The organism is Porphyromonas cangingivalis (assembly GCF_900638305.1).
Taxonomy (GTDB): Bacteria; Bacteroidota; Bacteroidia; order Bacteroidales; family Porphyromonadaceae; genus Porphyromonas_A; species Porphyromonas_A cangingivalis.
Genome location: NZ_LR134506.1, coordinates 1,626,511 through 1,651,725, shown reverse-complemented (window position 1 = coordinate 1,651,725; position 25,215 = coordinate 1,626,511). Strand labels below are relative to the sequence as shown.

The 25,215-nt window shown below is 46.7% G+C and carries 19 protein-coding genes and 2 pseudogenes; 11 read left to right on the top strand and 10 right to left on the bottom strand.

From position 1 onward, the window contains the following. The 3 genes from EL262_RS06825 to EL262_RS06815 are packed head-to-tail and all read right to left on the bottom strand — an operon-like array spanning position 1 to position 2,075. Complete coding sequence (locus EL262_RS06825) at positions 1–639, bottom strand: carotenoid biosynthesis protein (protein ID WP_025838334.1); 639 nt, start codon at positions 637–639, stop codon at positions 1–3. A 12-nt stretch (positions 640–651) separates the two neighbouring features. Further along, positions 652–1,218: an isopentenyl-diphosphate Delta-isomerase gene (gene idi, locus EL262_RS06820; RefSeq protein WP_025838336.1), complete on the bottom strand. Its 567-nt coding sequence runs from the start codon at positions 1,216–1,218 to the stop codon at positions 652–654. After that, positions 1,215–2,075 (bottom strand): phytoene/squalene synthase family protein, encoded by an 861-nt coding sequence (locus EL262_RS06815; RefSeq protein WP_234983421.1) that lies wholly within the window; start codon positions 2,073–2,075, stop codon positions 1,215–1,217. The genes idi and EL262_RS06815 overlap by 4 nt, the downstream gene beginning before the upstream one ends. 807 nt (positions 2,076–2,882) lie before the next feature. Here EL262_RS06815 and EL262_RS06810 point away from each other — a divergent pair. From EL262_RS06810 to EL262_RS06795, 4 genes are read left to right on the top strand one after another with little or no spacing between them, the layout of a single operon-like run. Next, positions 2,883–5,243 (top strand): TonB-dependent receptor, encoded by a 2,361-nt coding sequence (locus EL262_RS06810; RefSeq protein ID WP_078735670.1) that lies wholly within the window; start codon positions 2,883–2,885, stop codon positions 5,241–5,243. Positions 5,244–5,258: 15 nt separating this feature from the next. Next, entirely contained in the window at positions 5,259–6,590 is a 1,332-nt protein-coding gene (locus EL262_RS06805; RefSeq protein ID WP_025838338.1) for a hypothetical protein, read from the top strand. 6 nt (positions 6,591–6,596) lie between these two features. After that, entirely contained in the window at positions 6,597–7,997 is a 1,401-nt protein-coding gene (locus EL262_RS06800; RefSeq protein WP_025838340.1) for a hypothetical protein, read from the top strand. Between the two features lie 49 nt (positions 7,998–8,046). Further along, positions 8,047–9,117, top strand: coding sequence for a DUF4876 domain-containing protein (locus EL262_RS06795; RefSeq protein ID WP_025838341.1), 1,071 nt, complete (start codon positions 8,047–8,049; stop codon positions 9,115–9,117). A gap of 66 nt (positions 9,118–9,183) precedes the next feature. Here EL262_RS06795 and EL262_RS06790 read toward each other — a convergent pair whose 3' ends face one another. The 3 genes from EL262_RS06790 to EL262_RS06780 all read right to left on the bottom strand — a co-directional run bounded on the left by EL262_RS06790 (position 9,184) and on the right by EL262_RS06780 (position 12,141). Then, positions 9,184–9,390, bottom strand: coding sequence for a hypothetical protein (locus tag EL262_RS06790; RefSeq protein ID WP_025838342.1), 207 nt, complete (start codon positions 9,388–9,390; stop codon positions 9,184–9,186). Further along, on the bottom strand, positions 9,383–10,450 hold the full coding sequence (locus EL262_RS06785; protein WP_025838344.1) for a hypothetical protein: 1,068 nt from the start codon (positions 10,448–10,450) through the stop codon (positions 9,383–9,385). The genes EL262_RS06790 and EL262_RS06785 overlap by 8 nt, the downstream gene beginning before the upstream one ends. Positions 10,451–11,085: 635 nt before the next feature. Then, on the bottom strand, positions 11,086–12,141 hold the full coding sequence (locus EL262_RS06780) for a hypothetical protein (protein WP_078735671.1): 1,056 nt from the start codon (positions 12,139–12,141) through the stop codon (positions 11,086–11,088). Positions 12,142–12,779: 638 nt separating this feature from the next. Here EL262_RS06780 and EL262_RS06775 point away from each other — a divergent pair. The 3 genes and pseudogenes from EL262_RS06775 to EL262_RS06765 all read left to right on the top strand — a co-directional run bounded on the left by EL262_RS06775 (position 12,780) and on the right by EL262_RS06765 (position 18,818). After that, complete coding sequence (locus tag EL262_RS06775) at positions 12,780–13,826, top strand: PDDEXK nuclease domain-containing protein (RefSeq protein ID WP_078735672.1); 1,047 nt, start codon at positions 12,780–12,782, stop codon at positions 13,824–13,826. A 2-nt stretch (positions 13,827–13,828) separates the two neighbouring features. Further along, on the top strand, positions 13,829–14,833 hold the full coding sequence (locus tag EL262_RS06770) for a restriction endonuclease subunit M (protein ID WP_078735673.1): 1,005 nt from the start codon (positions 13,829–13,831) through the stop codon (positions 14,831–14,833). A 2-nt stretch (positions 14,834–14,835) separates the two neighbouring features. Beyond that, positions 14,836–18,818, top strand: a pseudogene (locus EL262_RS06765) (Eco57I restriction-modification methylase domain-containing protein). 82 nt (positions 18,819–18,900) lie between these two features. Here the strand turns inward: EL262_RS06765 and EL262_RS06760 are convergent. Beyond that, a complete protein-coding gene (locus tag EL262_RS06760) occupies positions 18,901–20,004 on the bottom strand; it encodes an Eco57I restriction-modification methylase domain-containing protein (RefSeq protein ID WP_078735675.1) in 1,104 nt (367 codons plus the stop codon). Here EL262_RS06760 and EL262_RS06755 point away from each other — a divergent pair. Then, entirely contained in the window at positions 19,992–20,795 is an 804-nt protein-coding gene (locus tag EL262_RS06755; RefSeq protein WP_025837270.1) for a tyrosine-type recombinase/integrase, read from the top strand. The two genes, EL262_RS06760 and EL262_RS06755, sit on opposite strands and share 13 nt — an antisense overlap. Here EL262_RS06755 and EL262_RS06750 read toward each other — a convergent pair. Both EL262_RS06750 and EL262_RS10165 read right to left on the bottom strand, forming a co-directional pair. Further along, complete coding sequence (locus EL262_RS06750; RefSeq protein ID WP_025837272.1) at positions 20,785–21,216, bottom strand: plasmid mobilization protein; 432 nt, start codon at positions 21,214–21,216, stop codon at positions 20,785–20,787. The genes EL262_RS06755 and EL262_RS06750 overlap by 11 nt on opposite strands. Positions 21,217–21,416: 200 nt before the next feature. Then, positions 21,417–21,518 (bottom strand): annotated as a pseudogene (locus EL262_RS10165) (DUF3408 domain-containing protein); the annotation flags it as partial. A gap of 677 nt (positions 21,519–22,195) precedes the next feature. Here EL262_RS10165 and EL262_RS06740 point away from each other — a divergent pair. Further along, positions 22,196–22,960 (top strand): ThiF family adenylyltransferase, encoded by a 765-nt coding sequence (locus tag EL262_RS06740; protein ID WP_025837274.1) that lies wholly within the window; start codon positions 22,196–22,198, stop codon positions 22,958–22,960. Here EL262_RS06740 and EL262_RS06735 read toward each other — a convergent pair. Further along, positions 22,952–23,794 carry a response regulator transcription factor gene (locus EL262_RS06735; RefSeq protein ID WP_244919651.1) on the bottom strand — a complete coding sequence of 281 codons (843 nt, stop codon included), beginning with the start codon at positions 23,792–23,794 and terminating at the stop codon, positions 22,952–22,954. The genes EL262_RS06740 and EL262_RS06735 overlap by 9 nt on opposite strands. A 97-nt stretch (positions 23,795–23,891) precedes the next feature. Here EL262_RS06735 and EL262_RS06730 point away from each other — a divergent pair, with 97 nt between their 5' ends. Both EL262_RS06730 and EL262_RS06725 read left to right on the top strand, forming a co-directional pair. Beyond that, positions 23,892–24,662 carry an N-acyl amino acid synthase FeeM domain-containing protein gene (locus EL262_RS06730; RefSeq protein WP_078735677.1) on the top strand — a complete coding sequence of 257 codons (771 nt, stop codon included), beginning with the start codon at positions 23,892–23,894 and terminating at the stop codon, positions 24,660–24,662. Between the two features lie 197 nt (positions 24,663–24,859). Further along, positions 24,860–25,105, top strand: coding sequence for a hypothetical protein (locus tag EL262_RS06725; RefSeq protein ID WP_025837280.1), 246 nt, complete (start codon positions 24,860–24,862; stop codon positions 25,103–25,105). Positions 25,106–25,215: the final 110 nt, after the last annotated feature.

The following is a 25,215-nucleotide window of genomic DNA, read 5'->3' as shown; positions in this document are numbered from 1 at the left end:
TCAGGACATTAGGATGACGGCGAAGAATAGGACTTGGATGACAAAGAGGAAGCCTGCCATACGGTTGCGTATGGGGATCTTCATCAGGTGTCTGATGGTATGGAAGAGTAGTGCCAATATACCCCATACGACATAGTTCTGCATCGGGATCACATCCCCCTCCCACGACCACATATCCATACGGGGAGCGACCTGCTCCATCACGATGTCATAACCGATCATGAGTGCCGAAGGCAGGGCTACGGCATAGAGAGGCTTCCGGGGCAACGCATCGACCATCGCACCACTCATGTAGACAAGCAGTATCCAGTTGAGACCGATGAGCAGTGGTGTCTCGGCGAACTTCGTCCCGAGCTCGTTTCCGTACTCATAACCGCCAAAGACATACCCTGTGGCGACACCCCAAACCTCGACTCCGTAGCTCGCCAAAGCCACAATGAGGGCAAAGAGCAGGAGCTTCGGACGCTCGGTGCTGCGGTCATAGATCGCCAAGAAGAGCATCGAGAAGAGGAGTACCAGGGGCGTCAGTCCTGCATACATAGCTCTCATCTCGGGTCGTCCGAGTTGAAATGCTCCGACGATATAGAAGAGGGCGATCACCCCCATGACGATACGGTCTGTCGTACTGTATTTCTGCATCTGTTGTGGGTTTTAATGTTTTTCGGAAGACGAGGCTCTCACTTTGTCCAAGTGTGGCAAGGTCTTTTCAAATATGATCCTGAACCACGGCGTGTATCGTTCGGGCTGAGAAGTGATCTCTGCGACCAAAGCCTCGTGTCGGAGGTGCTTCCACGCCATCACTTCTTCGGCATTCGGCATCGGCTCTGCATCCGTGAGGTAAGCAAACACCCTGTCGTACTCGTGCTCCGTAAGTCCGTTGTCGAGCTCGACCTTGTAGGTGAAGTCGAAGAGATGCACCAGTCTCTCACGATCTATCTTCATCCCCATCTCCTCCATCATCCGTCGTTCGGCAGCCGACTCGTAGCTCTCACCGAGATAAGGGTGGGTGCAGCACGCATTTGTCCACAGACCACCGGCATGGTACTTCTCTTGGGCACGTTGGTGCAGGAGCCATTCGCCTTTGGTGTTGAAGATAAGGATAGATACTGCTCTGTGCATCAGCCCCTTCTGGTGTGCTTCCATCTTCTCCATCGTGCCGAGGTCGGTGTCTGCCGAGTCCACCAGCACCACTTGATCTTTAGTATCGTACAGGCTCATAGGATGTGCATTTTGTTTTTGACCAGTGCCGAGAGTAGGAGCATGGCTTTCTGAAAGTCAGGGACACGGATCCTCGTCTTGAGGAGCTTGTCTGCCGAAGTCCTCTTGATCTTTGCCAACAGCTCTCTATAATACTTGTATGCCGTATGTACGGCAAGGCGAGCCCCCTTGGGCAACTTCTGTATCCCTCTGTATGCCTCATCAAAGTCGGCTTCGATCTCCCGGACCAGCTCCCCCTTCATCGTCTCATCGAAAGTCTCTGCCGAGAGGTGGGGGAAGTAGTTGCGTCCCAAGACGAAACAATCCTCCTTGAGGTCTCTGAGGAAGTTGACCTTTTGGAATGCCGATCCCAACCTCATAGCCGGGCCTTCGAGTTCGGCAAAGAGGTGCTCATCCCCCTTGCAAAAGACCTTCAGACACATCAGCCCCACCACATCTGCGGAGCCATAGATGTACTTCGCCGTCTCCTCCGCCGTCAGATACTCCTTCTTCTCCAGGTCTGCCCTCATGCTCGACAAGAAGGCCTGTATGTACTCATCGGGGATGCCGTACTGCTTCACCGTCAGCTGAAATGAGTGCAAGATCGGATTGGGGCTGATGCCGTACTCGTAGGCGAGATAGTATGAGCGTTCGAAGAGATCCAACAGTTCGGCCTGCTTATGCTCGTGGAACGAGTCCACGATCTCATCGGCGATCCGTACGAAGCCATAGATGCTGTGGATGGCGGGGCGTATATCCTCCGAAAAGAGGTTCGATGCCGAATAAAACGAAGTGCTGTACCTCTTTGTCAGCGCACGGCTCATATCGAACGAGCACGAACGGTACTTCACATAGTTGGAGACGTTGTCAGTATTCATAATATTGTTTTAGTTTCTTTTAGGCACAAAGAGATAGGTCGTCACAGCCACCAACACATCCCGACTCGAAGTCGCTCTCACCGTCCCGTCTCGAACCCTCCCTTTGAGATGATGAGGTGCTCACAAAATGTATCGCCCCACTATGTTTTCTATCCGCTTTCATGACTGACCATCCATGACCGACCCGATCTCTCTCATACGAAGCCCAAGGTATATTCCCAACCCTTTGAGACATCCGCATCATCTCGTGGGCGTCATGAATACTCATTTCAATGAAGATAAGAAAAATCTGCTTAATCCGTACAAACAACCTCCGCCGGCTCTTGAAAAACAACAAACACTCCTCGAGCCTTGAGGATATGCCCTCTCCGAAGCGGTTTCATCGCCTCGTAGGATCCTCCAAATCGAGTCTAACGACTTTCGTCATCGATCTTAACGACTTTCGTCATCGAGTCTAACGACTTTTTTTGACCGGTCGGATTGCCTGAGTGAGAAGGGGGGCCGACTCGGGGTGGGGCGTTTGAGCGGGATTCAATCTCTGGTCTCGCACCACTACTCGGGTTGGCTCTGTGCAGACAAAAAAAATTACCCATATTTGGGTATTTTCTTCTTTATTTGAAAGAAGAAATATTTCTTTTAACTAAATTTGTGCCCGGAAAAATAGAAAACGAAAGCGATGTCCCCCTTTCTCACTGAGGAGGGAGGGCGTCTGCTTTCGGTTAAACTCAATGACGAAACTTCATCAATCCACATAAAATCTCAGGTAAGAGTTTTTTGAATACTATTAATTACTGATAAAACCGACCAATGAATCGACAAGGATTTATTTCACAAGCGTTGCTGACGCTGTTTGTGCTCTTGCTCATGATTCCGAAGGCTGCCTATGCCTCATCGGATACGCCTCTGAAGGTGCATGTGCTCAGTACGCAGTCAAAGGAGACTATCCCCGGTGCACTCGTCAAGATGGGAAGGCTCACTTTCGTCGCAGATGCCGATGGGGTGGCTACCCTCCATAATGTCTCCGGCAGTCAGGTCACCCTCTCTGTAAAGGCTCTGGGCTACAAGGAGATCAAGAGTGCGATATACAATATCCCCAAAGGAAAGAGGGAACTCATCGTCCGGATGACCCCCATGATCCATGAGCTCTCGGGCGTCACGGTCAAAGGGCAGTACAATAACCATACAAACAAGTTGCAACAGACGGCTCAGATAGATGCGAAGCTATTGGAGCGCAGTTCGTCTGTCTCTCTTGCTCAGCTCTTGGAGAACCTCCCCGGAGTGAGCATGATCAGCACGGGGAGTACGATCGCCAAGCCGGTGATCCAAGGGATGCATAGCAGTCGTATCCTGCTGATCAATAACGGTGTACGTCTCGAAAGTCAGACTTGGGGCGATGACCATGCTCCGGAGATCGACCACACCGGCTCCAATGTCATCGAGGTCATCAAAGGTGCGGAGTCCATCCGTTATGGTTACGGTGCTGTGGGAGGGGTAGTCCTCTTCAATCAGACACCTCTGCCTTATGGACATGACAAGCTCTTCGTCTCGGGCAAGGCGAACCTGAGCTACGGTACCAATGCTCGCAGCGGATATGGATCGATGACGGCAGACTTCGGGTACAAAAACCTCGGGCTGCGCATCCATGGGTTGGTGCAGAAGGCCGGGGACTATCGCAGTGCCGATTACCGTCTCAACAACACCGGCTACACCACAATCAGTCACTCCGCACTGATGGGATACAAGTCTCGCAACATCACTGCGACGGTGTACACGAGTCTCTTCTACCAGCGCACGGGTCTGTATTACAACAGCAAGATATCGGACGTCAATCAGCTCTTGTCTCGCTTTGAGGCCGGACGTCCCGATGAGAGCAGCATCCACCCCTTCTCCTACAAGGTCGAGCCTCCTCTCCAGCAGACCCAGCACTTCACCCTCAAAGGAGACCTCAAGTGGTACATCAACAGAGACCATGATGTCCTCTTCAAGGTGACTTATCAGGACAATATCCGACAGGAGTATGAGAATAGGAAGGATCCTCGATTGAGTTGGATCCCCGTACAAGATCTTCAGCTCACTTCTTACAGTGCCGATGCGCTGTGGAATGGTAAGTGGTCGAAGTGGAATATGTCTACACAGGCCGGAGCCACCGTTTCTTATCAGTACAACTACAATGTCCCCGGGACAAAGCAACCGGCTTTCATCCCCAACTATGCTGCCGGTACGGTGGGTTACTTCGCTCTACACAAGGCGACTTTCGGTCCTCTCGAACTGTCTGCCGGTATGCGTTACGACATACGTGCGATGTCTGTGGATGGGTATGCGGGGCTGTCGTCCTTCAAGTACTACAAGGACTTCAAGATGTTTTACAACTTCACATCCAGCATCGCCGGTCATTACCAAGTGTCCGACAACATGGAATTGCGTGCCAACATAGGCTGGGCATGGAGACCACCCGATGTCAACGAGCTATATGCTTCGGGACTCAACCACGGTATCTACTGGGTCGTGGGTAACAAAGACCTTACTGCCGAACGTGGCTACAAGGCCATCCTCGGAGGTAAGTATTCGGGCTCATGGTGGTCGATAGAGCCCGGGGTGTTTTACCAAAGGGTCAACAACTATATCTATGACGACATAGGTCAGGGGAAGGACAGGTTTCACAACCACCCGAGCGGTAAGTATCCGAAGTTCGTCTACGGACAAGACGATGCCCGTCTCATGGGTGGAGACCTCACCTTGACCGTATCTCCCATCAAGGGGCTGTCCGTATCGTCCAAAGGTGAGTGGATCTATGCTCGCAATCTCACACAGGATGCATGGTTGCCTTTCATGCCTTCGGACAGGTATGGCCTTGAGGTGGCACATGGTGTGGACCTCGGAGCGAAGAAGGCTTGGCACCTTTCTTATTCGTTGGAAGGACAGTTCGTCACAAAGCAGAAGAGGTTCGACCCGGAGAAAGACCTCGTGGGTGACACCCCTCCGGCATACACCTTGCTTCATGGCAGCATGGAGCTACAATATGACTTCTCTAAGGACAAAAACATCAAGTTCGTCCTCCTCGGCAAGAATATGCTCAACGCCCTCTACAAGGAGTATACCGATAGATTCAGATACTACGCCCATGCCCGAGGATCGGAGTTCACGTTGAGTACCATCATCACCTTCTAAATCAATAACAAAGACATGAACCGATTTTTCCTATATATCTTAGCGGTGTTCGTCTTCGCATCGTGTACCGACAAGCAGGGTGAAGAGCTCTTTAAGTCCATCATCAAGGCTCCCCCATCATCCATCGAGCGTGATGTCAAGGGACACGAACAAATAGCATCCGTCCAGGCCATACTCAGATACACTCGTCCGATGAAGAAGCCTATCCGCATAAATGCCACCAGCTCCGTGAAGGCTTATGCGGCCTACGAGATCTCCCAAAAATACTCAGCCATACCTCTGTATCAAGAGATCAAGATCGTCAAGAACAATCAGGGCGAGTTCGAGATCGAATCCGACAGGAAAGCCTTCGATGTCATCAAGGGTAAAGATGTCTATTATGCGCTTGAACTGAAGTACTTCGACCTCAACAATCAGTTGATCAACTATCAGTTCTCCACCTACGATGAAAAAGATGCGGATGCTTCGACATTGGAGCAGCATCAGACCTTCTTCTCCGTGCAGAACTATTCGCTCAGCAAGCAGCCTCTCGTCTATCCTATGAGTCTGGACAGCGTCTACTATGAGGACTATCTCTTCGAACTGAATTCAAACAAGAAGAAGATCAAAGCCGGACTCGTCACGCCTTATGTGGCTTATGCTCCTACAGCAGAGGAGGGTCAGCCTATAAGGTATGATCTCGCATTGGCTTACAAGGCCGTGGAGGCGGCACAGACCAAAGCGGCCACAGAGCCATATACCGATCCTGCGACAGGCAAGGAGTACCGTCTCTTCAAGACAAAGGGTATAGAGAGCCTCAAGTCCGTCGCCGGAGAGATCTTCCGGTATGACTATCGAGACACCGATCCCGTCGACAGCGAGATAGGAGCACGTATCCTCAACGACGACCTCTATCGCAACAGGTTTGGACAAAATGTAGGTTTGTTGCGCCAAAAGAGAAGTCTCGCTCAGGGTGCAAAGTTGGATGCTTTGGGCTTCAAGGGGCTTTTGGGCTTCAAGAAGTCCGACATCGCATTTCAGATGCGTGTATGTATCTGCCACATCATCTCTGCAAAGAGAGACTCGGGAGGAAATAGCGGACACGGTAGCGGCAACAAGGGCAAATATGCCACTTACGGCTACAATGTCCATAAGTACAACGAGTTCCCAAGCTCTTGGAACACCTTCGACATCGATTATCCTCTGCCTTTCAGGGTCATCGCAGACTTGGATGGAGACAGGACAAAGTTCTTGAAAGACGTCCGGAGGTACTACCCTCAGACAAAAGAAGCCGACATCAACAATATGTTTGGAGACGAAGAGTCCGTCAACACATTCTTCCAAAGATTACCATTCACCAGATTCTAAATAGTGATGAAAGATAAAATTTACTCGACCATAAAAGTATTGGCCGTAGGGGCGTGTGTGTGCGCCCTCATGTCCTCCTGCAGAGACTTCATCTACGGCAGCATCAAAGTGCCCGAGAAAGACAACCCCATCCTCAACCTCAAGGTGCCACGCACCAAGGCGGACATCTACTTCAAGACACCGCCCATCGTGACCACTCCCAACCTCAAGAATCCCGATCCCGAGGGAGCGTTTGCCGACTGGGCGACTTGTCTTATCATGGTCAAGGAGGGACACTCACACGGCTACGGTATGCTTCATGGCAACTATGTCTATGACAAAGCTCCATGGCAACAGGAGCAGTTCGCCGTCGTACGCAACACCCCCACAGGCCCCGTGATCGAGGTGGACACGAAGTCGACGATCACTTTCCAGGAAGCACAGAGAGGCTTCAAGGGACCCGACTACTTCCGTATCATCGGGGACACACACAGATTGTGGGGATTGTGTTTTTACTTCTACGACAAGAGCGGTAAGCTCATCAACGACAAGATCTACGATCAGTCTCAGAAGTATCAGATATTCTTCACCGTCAGCGATGTCGACGACAAAGGCGAGCCTTATACCATCATGGACTACCGTTGGCGTGGTGGCGAAGGTGCTTACAAGAGAGACTGGCTCAACGAAGACTACACCCCCGAGCCTGGCAAGCCGAACTGGCCCATCCAGGACTCTATCCCCAGCGAGTACTTCTCCCAACGCTCCAATACCTTCATCGCAAGGCAGGAGGACACCCCCAAGGTCTTCCAGTACGTCTATCGTGACACATGGACGCACGAAGACATGGGCGATGGTGCACGCGACTACTACAACATCAAGCTCCTGCCACCCCTCACCAAGAAGGACTTGTACAATGCAAGATTTGCCGATGTCGACAGAGTCGGCCTCAAGGGACACTTGAAGTTCGACTTCGATCCTCCCGGCATCGATGCGTGGTCAGGTTACAATGGCAAACGCTGGCCCGAAACACTCAAAAACGGCAAGCCTCACTATCGTTCGACCCACCTCCTCCCCAAGCTCTACGTGGCGGTGAGAGTGATGAAGAAGAAGGATGGCAACAAGGTCGTCTTCCCTATCCCCGAGGACATACAGACAGGGCGCAAGTCGACCCTCATGTGTTCCGAATACACAGGACCTGCGAATGAGGCTGATTGGGAAGAGATCCTTCGATTCAATATCCCTGTCAAGGTCTTCACCTACGGTTTTGACACCGACCCCACCGATCCCGACCCCTACGAGCCTTACTACTGGCACCTTGGCAAGGAGATGAGACTCTCGCCTGTCGAAGCCTTCGAAGCGACCCGGGACGTCATCATCCACGGAGACGACGGTGTCGGAGGTAATGGCTTCGGTTCTTGGTTCTTGTAAGTAAGATATTCGTCAAATATATAACACCTAAAAATAAAACAGAACAAAAATGAAAAAGTCTATCAATCAACTTCTTGCCTTGACCCTCCTTGTGGGGTTGGCTTTGACCGGTTGCATACGCAAAACCAATGACGACGTCTCTGACTCAGAGAAGCAGCTCGATCACCTCGTGATCCTTGAGGTCTTCCATACCGGCTCTTACTTCAAGACCGGCGAAGTGAAAAAGAAAGACGGCACAGTCGTAGATTATGCCTATACAGACGCAAGAAACAAATACATCAAGATCTACAATCCCACAGACAAAGAGATGTACCTCGACAAGCTCGCACTTGTCACATCATACTTCGGGTCTACAGATCCCCTCATTTTTGTAGAGGCGAGCGAAGACTTCAGAGAGTCTTTCATGGCCGTGTCCAGCGTCATCTACTTCCCCGGTAATGGGACACAATACCCCATCAAGCCGGGAGAAGTCAAGCTCCTCACCGCATGGGCAGGCGACTACACCAAGCCCATCCTCGATGCCGATGGCGACGAGGCTTCAAAAGCCAATCCCGAGTCTTTCGACTTTACCGGAGTGACAAGCTTCCAGTGGGTCACAGCCGAACAAATGGAGTCGCATGCCGATCTGTCCGATTATCCGGCTAATCCGGCCGTACCTTATATGGTACCCGCTTATCCCGTCGACGGAGAGAAAGCTTTCACCTTCTCACAGTCTCAGACCATTGCTCTTGTGAAGTTCGATCGAGACGAGCTTTCGAACGATAAGATCAACTCTCACATCAAGAACTTCAAGCTCACTGTCGGCACTCATGGCGGTGGATCGGCAAACGTCGACAGGACTGCACTTGTGATCCCCAATAGTGCCATCATCGATGCGGTCACCATCGCGCCCACCGAAAGATTTCTGACCACACCGGTAGGCAAGAAGATCGATGCCGGCGCATTCGCTACCATTCGTTATGTGGAGACCAATGCCATCGTCGCAAAGAGATTAGGATTTCTCGGAAATGCGATGAGACGCAAGCACGATGGTAAGAAGTATGTCGATGACAACAACTCTACTTCCGACTTTGAGATCGTCAAGGCCGGCACAATGACTCCGGATCCACTCAAGCCCTGATAACACGATTCCGGATAAATCAAAGGGAGCTGTGACAATAGCGCATTTTGTCACAGCTCCCTCTTTTTATGAGGTCCTCAAGGAGAGGATGACAAAGATCTGACCGCCATAGGTCATGACTCTGTCGGTATTGTCGATTGTGGACACTTTCCTCCAAGCAAGAATGTGTGCTCTTTTTGTCGAAGAGCATGGGGCAGACAGTGCAATGGTCTCCGTCCTCATCGATGAGTTATGGGTAGGGAGGACTACCCATGACTCTTCGAGGTCAGTCATCTTTGTTTTCAAAGAGGTTTAGAGCCATGATTTTTCGTCCACCTTCAACATCATCAAATGTGCATGCTCTCAAGACATATTTTAGTTTCTTAGTCTCGTTTTTGAAGTAGAAAACATAATGGTCTTCGCTCCAATATGTTGTTTCTATCTTGAATCCTTCCTTTTTTAGGAGCGCAAGCATCTCCCTCGTCGGGATATCTATCTTGTGTATCTCATCTCTGTAGAAGCCCAGTGCGGGATCTGTGTAGATGAAGATAATCTCATTGATGTAGCCGGATTCCTGAGGGCTGAGTTCTTCATCCCAGTTGAAGAAGTACCCCCTTATGATTTGAGGCGCATGATTGGCATGTGTACGGTACATTGCATGTCTTATTTGATTCGCATATTTACCATCCGTTACTTTTTTCTCTTCCAGAAGCGTACTTTTGTATCTGCTCTCGAAGTTGCGCACTTGAGTGATCTTGAAGGCTTGGTTATTCAAAAAGTCATACCAATATCCGTTGAGATCTTTGATCGTTGGCATGGACTTCCTTTGCTTATCAAACTGTTTGAAATGGAACCATTTCCCGGGATCGAGATCCTTTATTCTGCAACTGAAGAGAGCATCTTCGTCCTCTCTCGCGAGGTCGGAGGCGGCGATCTTACTCAAGATGTGATCATCGTTGAACCCCTCCTTTTTGAGGAGATTTTTCATGTCTCTCGCCCCTATATAGGTCGGCAGTTTTACCTCGGCTTTCAGAAGTGTTTTGTCTGCCGTACGCACCTCATACACGATCTCCTGGACGTCTGTCTCTTGGAAGAATCCGTATTCAAAAACATACGTGTCATAATTCCCCTCATCCGAGTGTGTTACTTTGCTCAAGCGTCCCCCACGAGCCTTCTCTATCTTTTCGACCCTCTCCATATCTACCTTGTGAGCGAGGACAGGCATAAATGCCTTTCCCTCTGCGGGTGGGGTGTAAGGGTCATCAGGCTCGGCGCCGTTGTCTTTCTTACAAGCAGGCAGAGCCAATGCAAAAGCGAGTGCCCAGATCAGAGGTTGAATGAATTTTGTTTTCATAATCGTAGAGTTTTTATGTTATTCAAAATCGTGAAGCCCCTCAAAATAATCTCGACCTTTTTCCCTCCTGACAAAAAGGCATGGGCTTCCATCGTTGGTACTCAACCCTGTCGTTCACAATGTAGTCCTTTTTTCGTGGAGGGGCAAGAAAAAAAAGGATAGAAATGAGTTTTTGGGGCTGATAATCACCTTTTTTCTTGGTGTTCGCATACTCCACTCTTTTCGGACACTACCGTCAGTGTTGTCCATTGTACCTATGAGTGTGACTCTCTTTGTCGGCTTTCGGTGTGATAGTCAGAGAAAAATTGTGAGCTGACTTATCGACTGATAACCTCGTTCGATGGTCAAAATCAAGTTTAACGACTTTCGTCATCGATCTTAACGACCTTCGCTATCGATCTTAACGACTTTTTTCGGGTTTGTGCTTTTTCGGAAGAATACCCGCAGCGACTTGTGTTCGTCCGTAATGAGTCAAGGGTGATCCGGTAGTCGTGATGATTGAGTTCGCTCGCGGATCGGACGCCTACCATAAAGGAAAAAGACACCGCTCGACGTGAAAGTCGAGGGTGTCCTTTGTCTCTTTGTCTATTACGTATGGGCATGGAGGAATACCCAATCATTAAGTTTACTAACTTTTATTCTCCGATGAGGTTCATGGCGAATATTTCTCGTCCATCTTCGACATCGTCAAATCCTCTTGATCTCAGCACATAGCTCAGCGTTTTGCTTGAATCATTTCGTTTGAAGAAGAGCATATTTCTGTCATTCTTGTCAAACTCAAATCCTCCTTTCTTAAGGAGGGCAAGTAGCTCTCTTGTTGGTATCGACAGATCGTGTCTCGGGTCTTTATAATGACCCAACGCAGGGTCGGTATAGATGAAGATGATCTCATTGATGTAGCCGGCCTCGTCAGCACTCTTTTCATCATCCCAGTCGAAGAAGTACCCTCTTAGGATCTGCGACCCGTATTTCTCGTTCGGACGGAACTTTGCAAAGATGATCTGACCCTCATATTTCCCGTATGATTTTTTCTTCTCTTCCAGTAGTTGGCCATTATTGTCTTCAATCTCAAAATTCCGTACCTGGGCTAATTTGAATGCTTGATTCTTCATGAAATCGTACCAGCCCTCGTTGAGATTTTTGATGGTTGGCATCGCCTTTCTTTGTTTCTCGTATTGTTCAAAATTAAACCATTTGCCGGGGTCATCGCCTTGTGTCTTGCAGACGAAAAGGTCGTCCTCGCTCTCTCTCGTGAGGTCCGATTTCAGCATTTTTGCCAAGATGTGATCATCATTGAAACCCTTCTTTTTGAGTAGATTGTTCATCTCTTCCACCCCTGAGTTGGAGCTCACTTTCACCTTAGCCATCAGCAAGGTCTTGTCTTGTGTCTGCACCTCATATTTTATTTCCTCGACCTCTTTGCCTTCGTATTTGAAGGTATAGGTGTCGTAGTCTCTATCTTTCGATAGATCTGCAGGTACCATTTTGTCTAAGTGTCCCCCCCGGGCTTTTTCTGTTTCTTTTACCTTCTCCATGTCCACTTTATGCACAAGGACAGGCATAAATACCTTTCCCTCTGCGGGTGGGGTGTAAGGATCGTCAGGCTCTGTGCCGTTGTCTTTGTCACAAGCTGGCAGAGCCAATGCAAAAGCAAGTGCCCAGATCAGAGGTTGAATGAATTTCGTTTTCATGATTGTAAAGTTTTTATGTTATTCAAAATTGTGAAGCCCATCAAAATAACCTCAACCTTTTTCCCTCCTGACAAAAAGGCATGGGCTTCCATCGTTGGTACTCAACCCTGTCGTTCACAACGTAATCCTTTTTTCGTAGAGGGGCAAGAAAAAAGATAGACAATGAGTTTTTTAGGCTGACGATCACCTTTTTTCGGTGTTTGCCGAAAAGTTCCTGGATATTCAAAAACAAGTCAGACTACCTTTTTCGGAGGTTTTCTGAACTTTTCTTAGTGGACGCAAGATGATAGGACGGTACTTCGTATCGAAAAACTTTCGTGAACAATAGCCTCTGTCATCCCTTATCGAGACATCCGGAGAGCTCCTGTGTCTCCGGATAAAATCGGATTGTAGAGAGCTAATGGTTTGATATTAAGTAGATAGTGACGTATCTACTCGGCTGAGGGGAACGGATAGAAAATGAGCAAGGTGCTTCTTGTTTCTTGATTTTGCAATTTTATAAGTATCCCTCACTTCTTACTCGCAAAGGTACTGATTATCCGATGAAAAACGGCTGAAATCAAAGAAAATCGTTGCATCTGTTCAATAATTCTCTAAATCTTTCGTTATTAACTTCTTGATGTTGTACCTTTGTAGATATGAGCTTAGAACGAAGAACAAACACAGAGGAATTATTCCTTAAAATTGCACGACTCATAGAAGAAAGTCGGGCACGAATCGCCACGTCAATTAACCTCACAGAGGTATATACCAAGTATCGTATTGGGCAATACATCTTTGAAGAGGAGTTGCGGGGCGAAGAAAGAGCTCAATACGGTAAGCAGGTACTACAATCCCTTTCTGCTAAATTAACTAAACATTTTGGCATAGGGTGGAGCTATTCAAACTTGCGACAAATCAGACAATTTTATTTAGCCTATAGCAATTTGACAGCCACTGGTTGTCAAATTGAAGATAGTACACCCAACTTCTCCCTATCTTGGTCTCATTATTTGCTTTTGATGCGAGTAGACAATCTCGATGCCCGACGGTTCTACGAAATAGAATGCACGCAACAGCAATGGTCGAAACGTCAACTGTCAAGACAGATTGGGAGTAGCCTGTACGAAAGATTAGCTTTAAGCCGAGACAAAGAAGGCGTTATGCGCCTCGCACAAGAAGGACAAATCATAAGTAAGCCTGAAGATATCATCAAAGACCCGATTACTTTGGAATTCTTGGGTCTGAAGTCTAATGTGGTTTATTCAGAGAGCAAACTTGAACACGCTATCATCGGTAAAATGCAGCAGTTCTTGCTCGAACTTGGAAAAGGCTTCCTTTTTGAGGCAAGGCAAAAGCGTTTCACGTTTGAAGAGAAGCACTTTTATGTAGACCTGGTATTTTACAATAGGCTATTGCGGTGCTATGTACTGATTGATTTGAAGATAGGCGAGCTCTCTCACCAAGATTTAGGGCAGATGCAAATGTATGTCAATTACTATGACCGCTATGTCAGACAAGAATTTGAAAGCCCTACAATAGGCATCCTGCTATGCGAGAACAAAAATGATGCATTGGTAGAGCTCACGCTCCCAAAGGATGCTAACATCTATGCTTCCGCTTATCAACTATACCTCCCAGACAAAGCTCTATTGCAGGAGAAAGTAAAAGAGTGGGTTGCAGAATTTGAGAACACAAGCAAGTGAATATGAGGTCCAATATAGATATTAGCGAAAACGATTTGCGGAATCAATCGGAGGAGCTGCTCACGGAGCTACTTCGAGATCACACCACAGGAAATAATATCTTCTGGGCTACAGATAACTATGAGCCTCTAGGAGCGGAATATGGATATTATTCTCCCATTACTGTCGCTTGTATTACAGGCGAACGAGGGTCAATCATACAACCACGGGTGCTCAAATCTCGAGCAGAGCAGATAGGGCGTACCAAAGATAAGGCAGAGGTATTTACCCCATCGTGGATTTGTAATGCCCAGAACAATCTGATTGATGAGGCTTGGTTTGGACGTAAAGATGTTTTCAACCAAGAAAACAATGAGACGAAAACATGGACAGCCACCACTGAACCTATTGTGTTCCCCGAGGGAAAAACATGGAAAGACTATGTCCGCTCGACTCGTATGGAAATAACCTGTGGAGAAGCTCCTTATATCGTAAGTCGTTATGATGCTACGACAGGAGAGTTTATTCCTATACCACAACGCATCGGCATGCTCGACAGAAAGCTGCGAGTCGTTTCGGAAAATACAAATAGCTCTGGGGAGTGGCTCAAGATGGCGCAAGAGGCTTATAAAAACATTTATGCCTATGAGTGGCAGGGGGACAATCTCTTGCTTGCAAGAGAAGCCTTACTGATGACTTTCATTGAGTATTACACCGCAAAATTTGGTAAGCAACCCGAGCTTCGCTCCATAAAATATATTGCCTACATTATTGCGTGGAATGTCTTTCAGATGGACGGCCTTCGTGGAGTTATTCCGAATAGTTGTAAACATAACGAAGTTGTTATAGAGCAGAACCTATTCGAAGAGGTCGAGCGTACTGTCCTTTGCCCAGGATGTCAGAATGAAACATTCAAAGGGCACAATGGCGCTCACTGTCTCATTCGTGAGTGGGGTTGCAAAGATCCCAAGACAGGCAAAAACAATCGCAAGATTCGATTTATAGATCTTATTAAACACAACATATAACCATGGCAACCTTTGATTCTTCGCTCAAGCCTCGCCTCATTTATGTGTTTGCTATCTCAGATAGTCAACACGAAGGCAGCCTCAAGATAGGCGAAACAACATTAGGAGATGTTGGTTCGGCATCTACAGAGCCCAATAGTCCTGCCCTTAATGATGCCGCACGAGCCCGTATAGATCAGTATACCAAAACGGCTGGCATCAGTTATGAACTGCTCCACACAGAGCTTACCATATATATCCAAAGGGGGAGTATCTGCTCCTTCAACGACAAAGAGGTGCATAAGGTTCTGGAGCGTTCCGGGGTTAAGCGTAAAGAGTTTAAGGGTGCTACCGAATGGTATGCATGCGATTTGGAAACTGTCAAGCGAGCTATTGCTGCTATCAAAGAGGGTAAAGAAAGCCTGAAGGCGAGCGAAGTTACTGCTGCCGATAATCCTATTATCTTACGCCCCGAGCAAAAGGACGCTGTCGAGCGTACGCTCAAGCAGTTCCGTCGAGGCAATCAAATGCTATGGAATGCTAAGATGCGTTTTGGTAAGACGCTCTGTGCCCTGCGTGTTGCCCGAGAGATGGAGGCGCAGCGTACCATCATCATCACACACCGCCCTGTGGTAGATGCGAGTTGGTTCGAAGATTTTGGTAAGACTTTTTACGACCGTCCCGAATGGCATTATGGTTCACACAATAAGGGCGAGAGCTTTGCTTCGCTTCAGAGATTAGCGACACAAGGCAAGAGGTATGTTTACTTTGCCTCGATGCAGGACATGCGTGGTTCGCGAGAGGTGGGGGGAAGTTTGACAAAAACAATGAGATCTTCTCCACCGCTTGGGACTTGGTCATTGTGGACGAAGCCCACGAAGGAACGCAAACAGAACTTGGCAAGGCGGTGCTTGAGCTCCTTATTGGTAAAGAGACAAAGACGCTACGCCTATCGGGGACACCCTTCAACCTGCTCGACGATCACAAGGAGGGCGAGGTCTTTACATGGGACTATGTCATGGAGCAACAAGCCAAGATCGATTGGGAAATCAATCATTTGGGCGATACCAATCCCTATGCCTCCCTACCTGCGATACATATCTACACCTACGACCTTGGTCGTCTGATGAGCGAGTATAGTGATGAAGAGAAAGCCTTCAACTTCCGAGAGTTCTTTCGCACTAAAGAGGACGGTAGCTTTGTTCACGAGGGAGATATAGATCGCTTCCTCGCTCTGCTCACTACGGATGCCGAGGATTCGCTCTATCCTTATTCCAATGAGGCGTTTCGACAGATATTCCGTCACACCCTTTGGATTTTGCCTGGCGTCAAGGCGGCCAAGGCACTGAGTCGCAAGCTGAGTGAGCACCCTGTTTTTGGGCTCTTCCGAGTGGTCAATGTGGCTGGCGATGGCGATGACGAGGAGGAAAGCCGTGATGCTCTAGAGCTGGTCAACAAGGCTATCGGGAAAGACCCTGACGAGACCTATACCATTACCCTCTCGTGCGGACGATTGACTACGGGGGTGAGCGTCAAGCCTTGGACAGGCGTGTTTATGATGGCAGGCGCTTACTGCACCTCTGCAGCAGGCTATATGCAAACGATCTTCCGTGTGCAAACGCCCTATACCCATAATGGGCGTATGAAGACCGACTGCTACGCCTTCGACTTTGCTCCCGACCGTACCCTGCGTGTCCTTGCTGAGGCAGCAAAAGTGTCACACAAGGCAGGCAAGCAAAGCGAGGGAGACCGCAAAATCTTGGGCGACTTCCTCAACTTCTGCCCCATCATTGCTATTGAAGGAAGCCAGATGAAGCAATACAAGGTAGAGACCATGCTTGCTCAGCTTAAACGAGCGCAGATTGAGAAGGTTGTGCAGGATGGCTTTGAAAACGGAGCTCTCTATAACGATGAGCTACTCAAACTGACCGAGGTAGACCTCAAGGAGTTTGACGCTCTCAAAGGTATCATTGGCAAAACGAAAGCCATGCCCAAGGTAGGCGATATCGATATCAATCGCCAAGGGCTGACCAATGAGCAATACGAGGAGAAAGAACGCCTCGAGAAGAAGAAAAAGAAAGACCTTACCCCCGAGGAGCAACACCGATTGGAGGAACTCAAAGCCAAGGGCGATCAGCGTCGAGAGGCTATCTCTATCCTCAGAGGTATCTCTATTCGTATGCCGCTCATGCTCTATGGGGCGGAAATGAAAGACGAAGACAAGGAGCTAACCATCGACAACTTTGCCAACCTCGTAGATGAGCAGTCTTGGCAGGAGTTTATGCCTCGGGGCGTGACCAAGCAAGTGTTTCGCAAGTTTAAGCGATACTACGACCCTGACATCTTCCGTGAGGCAGGCAAACGTATTCGTGAGATGGCTCGCATGGCGGATAAGTTTACCATCGAGGAGCGCATAGCACGCCTAGCGAGTATCTTCGCTACCTTCCGCAATCCCGATAAGGAAACCGTACTTACGCCTTGGCGTGTGGTCAATATGCACCTTGGCGATAGCCTTGGGGGCTATTGCTTCATGAACGAAGACTTTACCACGCCCCTCGATTTGCCACGGTATATCGAGCACAAGGGAGTTACGGCGGAGGTGTTTCGCCCTCGGAGCGTCATCCTAGAGATTAACTCCAAGAGTGGTCTCTATCCGCTCTATGCTGCCTATAACATTTACCGCACTCGAATAGAGGAGGCTCGGGAGCGATATGGAGAGGTCAATCGTGCCACGGCACTCATGCTTTGGGATAGAACGCTCGAGGAGAATATCTTCGTAGTCTGCAAGACGCCTATGGCACGCTACATCACGATGCGCACCCTGCGTGGCTTCCGCGATGTAGCGGTGCATGCCGAGTACTACCCCGACCTCATTGAGAACATTACAAGCCAGCCCGACAGTGTGGTAAATATGCTACGCTCGGGCAAACGCTTTTGGAAAATCAACAATGACGAAAACATGAAGATAGACGCTATTATAGGCAACCCACCGTATCAGGTGATGGATGGTGGAGCAGGAGCTAATGATGCAGCAGCTCCCATATACCATAGATTTGCAGATATTGCTTTCAGTATAGGAAAATTCGTGAGTCTCATTATTCCTTCAAAATGGATGGTAGGAGGAAGAACTGAATTACGAACGTTTCTCGAAGCCATGAAAAGCGATAGCAGACTTTCTTATATAAAGGATTATAGAAACGACCGATTTATTTTTCCAACTGCTCATAATGATGGAGGTATTTGCTATTTCAGGTGGGATCAGAACAAGAAAGCCAAGGGAATAGAATATACCTATGTTACGATGGAAGGTCAAGAAGTCCAAGATATTGTACATCTTCAAAATGACTTTTGCGACTTTGTAGTCAGAGATGTTAGAGTATTACCCATCTTAAAGAAAGTTTGTCGCCAAGACGTTGTACGCTTTTCTACCATACTTTCGAAAACACGTCCTTTTGGTCTCAGAAAGGATTTGTTCAACACCCCCGACAAATATCCCAATTTGCAGTTATCCTTTGAGCCTTTCGAAGGATCTATCAAAGTGTTTGGTGTTAAGGGGAAAAAAGGTGGAGCTAAACGTCTCGTTGGTTATATAAAGCCTACTGACATCTCAGATAAGTACAATGCATTGAAGTCTCACAAGTTGTTTTTCACTACTACTTACTCGTCTGACGCCGTAATTCCACCAGAGCATATTAAATCGTACCCCAATGAGATATGCACTGAGACATTCTTGTTAATTGGTCCTTTTGACAAGGAGGAATACATGAACAATTGTTCAACTTATATATATACGAACTTCTTCCGCTTTCTCTTATTCTTGGGACATGGCACAATGCAGGTTAATCAGAATGTTTTCAGCTTAATTCCACTGCAAGACTTTACCGAGGAGGCGGACATCGACTGGACGCAGAGTGTGACAGCCATCGACCGCCAGCTCTATCGTAAATACAGCTTAGACGAGGGCGAGATTGCCTTCATCGAGGAGAAGATCCGAGCAATGGAGTAATGCCCACGGCTCCCGAATTGTGAAAACGCCCGTATATGCCAGCACAAAGTGACATATACGGGCGTTCCATTTACAGGATTAGCTAATTCCTTTCTTGAAGAGCATGTTTGATAATCGCCTGCATCTCTTCATCTATCCCAAATATGTTATAGAGCTGAGCATTTACGTCTTGAGTGTAATCAATCAGACCATTATCATCGGTATAGTCCAACAAATCGGGAACAAGTTTCCCTAAAGATGTTAGTGCTTCATCTGTGAGGAGGAAAGCGTATCGGATGAAGTCCGTTTGGCAATAGACATAGAAGTTTCTAGCCTCGCTCTCTGTCTCAAAGGTTTTGAGAGCGACTCGAGAGCGACCAAAAGCAGACCTATTGTCGAGGACGGCAATTTGGTTGCTACGCTTTTGTCCTCCAGCATTCGCACTAGATACCACCACTTTCCAGCGAGACAGCTGCTCCCCGCCTGTTTTGATAACATTTTTATTGGTTACATACCAAGTAGCACGTCCTGCCTTACCTGCTTTATCGTTGGTAAAGAGTTTTATCTCGTCGTTGCTAAGATTCTCTCCCTCTTTATAGGGGCGCACCAATGTGGGGTTGTTTTCCACAAAATCGCTCTCTATAGAAAAGAGGCTACGGGGCAATACCGAGTTGAAAATGTAATTAAATCTGTCCCGAACGAAGGTCTGTATCTTTTGGCTAATCTTTTCTGCCATCGGGTCGAGAGCCATCAAAACCTCACCAGGGTTGGACATCTGTACTTCTATCGTTTCCCCTGCCTTAGTATAAGCATAGATAAAGCCTCCCTTGCTCTTCGCCCTATCCTTAAAGACAATAGAAAGTCCATCGGCTATACCAACGTCTTGAAAAATATCCGTAGAGTCAGGGTAGAAGTGCAGACGGGCGAGGCGGGCATCGTTGATCTGCTTGTATCCAAAATCAGCCAAGCCCTTGCCCGAGCGATGAATCCACCGACCAGCAGGATAGATAAGCGAAGAAAAGCGAGGTGCAAGGTTATCGGCAAGCAGTTGGAAATGTTGAAATATATTTATAACAGCCTTTTGCCCATTTTCTGTTTCCTTTTTCGCCACAGTAAGCTGATACGGTGGGTTGCCTATAATAGCGTAAATCGGCGAGCTTTTTGCGATATTACTTAGATACAAAATCAAGTAATATGGTAAAATCATTTAGGCAACAACTGAGGGAAGAAGGCTTATCGGACAATACGATTACTGCCTACCTCTACGCGGTGGAGGATTTTGAAAAGAAGTATTCCAGCTTCAATCGGGAAACCCTTTTGCTTTACAAGGCGGAACAGATAGAGCAATTTAAGCCCAAGACAGTCAATCTACGCATTCAAGCACTCAACAAATTCTTAGTATTCATCGGGAAGCCTCACCTTCGGCTGAAATCACTCAAGATACAACAAAGGACCTATCTCGAGAATGTGATAAGCAATGCGGATTATCAATATCTCAAGGCAAAGCTCAAAGCTGAGGAGGAGGGAGTGTGGTATTTTCTCGTTCGCTTCTTAGGTGCAACGGGAGCTAGAGTGAGCGAATTAGTACAATTCAAGACTGAGCATATAAGGGAGGGCTACTTAGACCTATACACCAAGGGAGGGAAGGTTCGTCGGATTTTCATCCCTCATGATCTCCGCATAGAGGCGGAGACGTGGTTGAAGCGATCCAGCATAGCGTGTGGGCATTTATTCCTAGACAAGCAAGGCAGGCAGCTAACCCCAAGAGCTATTCGGCATAAATTACAACGCTTCGCCCATCAATGGGGCATCAATCCCAAAGTAATGCACCCACACTCCTTCCGTCATCGGTATGCCAAGAATTTTTTAGAAGCGTTCAACGATATAGCTCTACTGGCTGACCTGATGGGGCATGAAAGCATCGAAACTACGCGTATCTATTTACGCCGTACCGCCAGTGAACAGCAGGCGATTGTGGATAAGGTCATTACTTGGTAGTCTGTTTAACTCGACTATCAAATGCCATTGTCAGCTGTATCGCTTGTACCTGTAGTCTAATGATAGCAGCGGAGTATCTTTCGAGCCGGTGTATCATTCTTTGGGCTGTTTTAACCGTGTGGTAGCTGTTGAGTGTCTTGACGGCTTCGTTGTAACTCACACCGATGATTCTCAATTTAGTGAGGATGTTGCTCAGCTCTCTTAGGTCCGGCTCCGAGGATTTATCCTCTGTGATGACCTTAAAGGATTGATTCAAGAGCCGTCCTCTGACGTAGTGGCTCTTGGTTTTCGCTCCCGACTTACGGTATAACTCGATGAGCTTCTGCTGGTCTTCGGGCTTTGGTATTCTGATGTGCCATCTGTCCCATCGTGGGCAGGTGGCACATCTGCCGTCTGACTTGTCTGTATCCCTTCTTTTCATTGGTTTCGTTGTTCTTTAATCACGACTTCGGCGTGATTGATACCCCTATCGGGGCAAGGGTCTTTGTGCGACAAATGACAATTTGTGGTACAAAGACACACCTTGCTACCGAAAAAAACTCGGTATATCCCTTATCTGAACACTTGCACCCATTGAGTGCAGGTGTTCAGATGGGCTTTGAGTGCTAAGCACGCAAGGCATCAGAGTTTCCTCCATACTTCTACATCGTCTTTGTACTGCTCGAGATGCTCTCTGAGTACTCGCTCCACATAGCCCGAGATTGTCGCCCCTCGTTCGCTTATTCTGCTAATTGCTAAAATTGGACATCCTATTCTCATCGTCCTCATCACAATCAAAGGCAAGCTTAGGTCTCTTGGGCTTAGTTTCATAGTCTCTAAGACGTTTAAGCTCGCCTAAAAGGATTTGTCTTTTTCTTCCTAGCATACTATCTCTTTGTTAGAATGGGGTTATAGTGCCTTTCAAGCATTGCTTGATTATCACTTTGCTTACCCCTGCAAAAAGAACAAAAGGGAACGGATAAGAAACTAAACTCGCTCCTAAAACTGCCTTTTTTGCCTTTTATCGTGATGAAAATCAATGCGCTGAAACGAAAGAGATGTTGTTAATCAGGTAGATAGGGTTTTCTTGTTCCCCCTTACTCCTAACTCCCATATTTCCGCATAGAAGGATGTTTGTGAGCACTAACCTATTGATTACGAGCTATTGGCTGGCTGTCAATTAGTCCAAGGGGAACGATTTGGAAACGAGCGAACTGCACTTTATCTCTACGTCCTGCTACAACTCAAAGAACGCTTAACTGCTCGTTGCAAAGGTATCTTATTCCTATCATCTAACCAAAAAAACTCTGATTTTATTTGTAGAAAAAGTATGCTCCCCAATAAAAATTACCCGTTTGGGTATTGTGAGTGTTCAAATAAGGTCTGAACTTTGTAATCGTAACTATTAAGTAGAGATTTCTATGAAAAGATATGAACGAAATCGGATATATCTGTCCGAAAATGACCAAAAGAAGATAAAAGATTATCGAGTTTTGCTCGGAGGTGCGGGTATCGGAAGTAACATTGCAGAAACATTATTGCGTTTAGGCTTTGAGCATCTTACTATTGTTGATGGTGATGTCGTGGAGGAGAGTAATCTCAATCGACAGAATTATCTATTTAGTGATATTGGACGTCCCAAAGTAGAGGCTCTTAAGGAGCGTCTATTAGGGATTAACCCATTGGCTAAGATAGTGGCGATCCCTAAATATATTGACGAAAACAACATAGAAGATATTATCAATGAACATGATGTCGCAATCAATGCTTTAGATTTCAAGAGTGACATCCCATTCATTTTTGACAACCTATGTACAGAAAAAGGGATGTATGTGTTACACCCCTACAATATTGGTTGGGCAAGTGCTGTAATGGTTATTGCTCCCAATGGACAAAAACTTGATAGTTTACTTTCCGAAAACGAAAGTATAATAGGTTTTGAAAAGAAAGCAGTAAAACATCTGACGGACTACTTCAATTATTGGGTCCGTCCAAAAATTTGGATAGAAGAGATAGTTCAGAAATATGAACAAGAAGAGAGCCTGTTGCCACCTCCACAATTAAGTATCGCATCTTCGTTAGCAGGAGGTTTGTGTACTGCCATTATACTGAGATTGGTACGAGGAGAGTTTGTCAAGACTTTCCCGAAGTTCTATTACTACTCCGATTGCGATGACTTAAATTAACTTACGGTGAGTTGCTATCGAGATTGCTTCTGTAATGTTGCTTACTTCGAGCTTAGCAAATAGGCTTTTACGATAGCCTTTCACAGAATCTTCAGATCTATTGATCTGTTGCGCAATTTCACTAACTGATAAGCCTTGGTTCGATAAACGAATCACGGCTTTTTCATTTAAAGAAAGCTCTATCGGTTCTATTTGCTTCCATCTTCCTAATTGAGGCTTAAAAATCCATCTGTTTTCAGGATTACACGAGGAAATATACGCAACTCCAACTTTGGTGGAGGGGGCTAATGAGACAACGCATAGAGCAAGCCAGATATTTCCTCTCGCATCAAGTTTAAGCGGTGTGATTTGATGATTGATTAGCATACTTTCTCGAGGTTCCTTTGCGTATAGATGAAAGTTGTAGGATATACTATACTTCGCTCTGTCTTGCACAGCTATATCACGAAAGAACTCAAACCCAGCACGATTTACTTGCTGTAGAAAAAGGAGATCCGGCTCGGGAACATGTTTCAGATAAAAGTTGTATCCTTCCTCAAGGACATCTTCTACAGCTTCATCACATAAGAATAACGGATTGTCGCATACGTAAAGGAAGTTCATGCGATAGTAATCTATAATGTAGAGTGATTTATAGGCTCCTCGTGCAAATGCCTTAACAGAATCAATATATGGTTGCAGGGTATGATACTCCGACTCCTCTATTTGTGGTCGGACATCACTCGGTAATTGGAACTGAATACTGTCATTTTCTTTCATATACCAGCTTTTATTGCTCTGTGATACAAATATACCAATATATAAGGATTTATTACCCGAAAGGGTGAAAAACATGATAGTTGAACCTTATTGAACTAAAATCACCCGTTCGGGTATTGCGTCCCAAATGCTTCATCACGAGCTTTGCATCAAAATAATATATAATCAATATATGGATAGATTTATAACGCATCAAGGCGACATCTCGCTATGGCAAATCGATAAAAAAGGAATTGCATCTTTAGCGAAGTTTGTGGTTGAAGAAAACTTTATGCACCACGAAGGAAAAATGCTTTCATCTTGTGAGAGTAGTGAAGAGTATCATCATGTACTACAAGAAGAACAGGCATTCTATGAGTATTCCTCCATTATCGTAGCTAAAAATACTCAAGGAGATATCATTGGTGCCATTCGTATAGCTTGTTGGGATAAAAATCCGCACACCATACCATTGGTAAAACTTTTTGGAGATCATCTCATAGATCTGGAGCAATTACGCCATGATCACAAGCACTTGTGGCATATAGGTCGTTTTGCAATCAACCGAAATTATACAGATAACGGGAGGCTTTTCAAACTCTTGATGCTATATGCTATTAGCCCAATATTTCGATACAATAGAGGTGTCTTATTGGCTGAAATTGATCAAAAACTATTGCGTACATTAGGGGCTTTGCATATTCAAGCGACCCCCCTATCCAAGGGAATAAGTTATCTCGGATCTACCACAATTCCTATCACTATCTACAAAGAAGGATTAGATGAGTTTATGCTCAAGTATGCTTATCTAGCTTTTGATATTCAGTTCAGAGAAACCCAAAGAGAATTACCCGAATGGGTGAAAATCAAGCCGAGAACACAGAATTACCCGAATGGGTATTGTCAAGATAATCAAGGTTATAGAACATTTGCAAATGTAAAACCTATCAATAAGCGCTGTTGATAATTATAAAGTGTGATACAACTCAAATAAGAAGGGCGTGCCCTTCGGATTTGCATCGATAATTTCTTGTCGATCGCAAAAATCAACTCACGAACAAAGTTGGCTTACTTTGGTATCAAAACAGTCCAGACCTTACTGTAAAGGCACAAAAATCCTTGAGTGAAGAATAGGAGTTATAACTTAAATAATCAATCAAAATGAGTAAAACAGATTTTGAAAGAATCAAGTTTGAAGAACTAGAAGACCGTTTCGAAATGGAAGCTGCAGGGGGATCTTGCGAAAGGAAGTGCTCTGGTGGCGATGGCGGTGATGGTGGTGATGGTGGTGGTAACGGCGGCAATGGCGGCAATGGCGGCACAATCGAAGTCAAGCCAGACATCAAAGTCAAGCCAGAGATCAATTCTGGAGGTGGTACGGGGAGCAATCCATCACTGGCACTATAAAAGATAAGTTAGATCTACTAAACCCCTAACTAAGTTTATGCAATCCTGGAGAGGAGGGACACTACTCCTCTCCAGAGATTGACTATAGAATGAAGGATTGTAGACTTCTT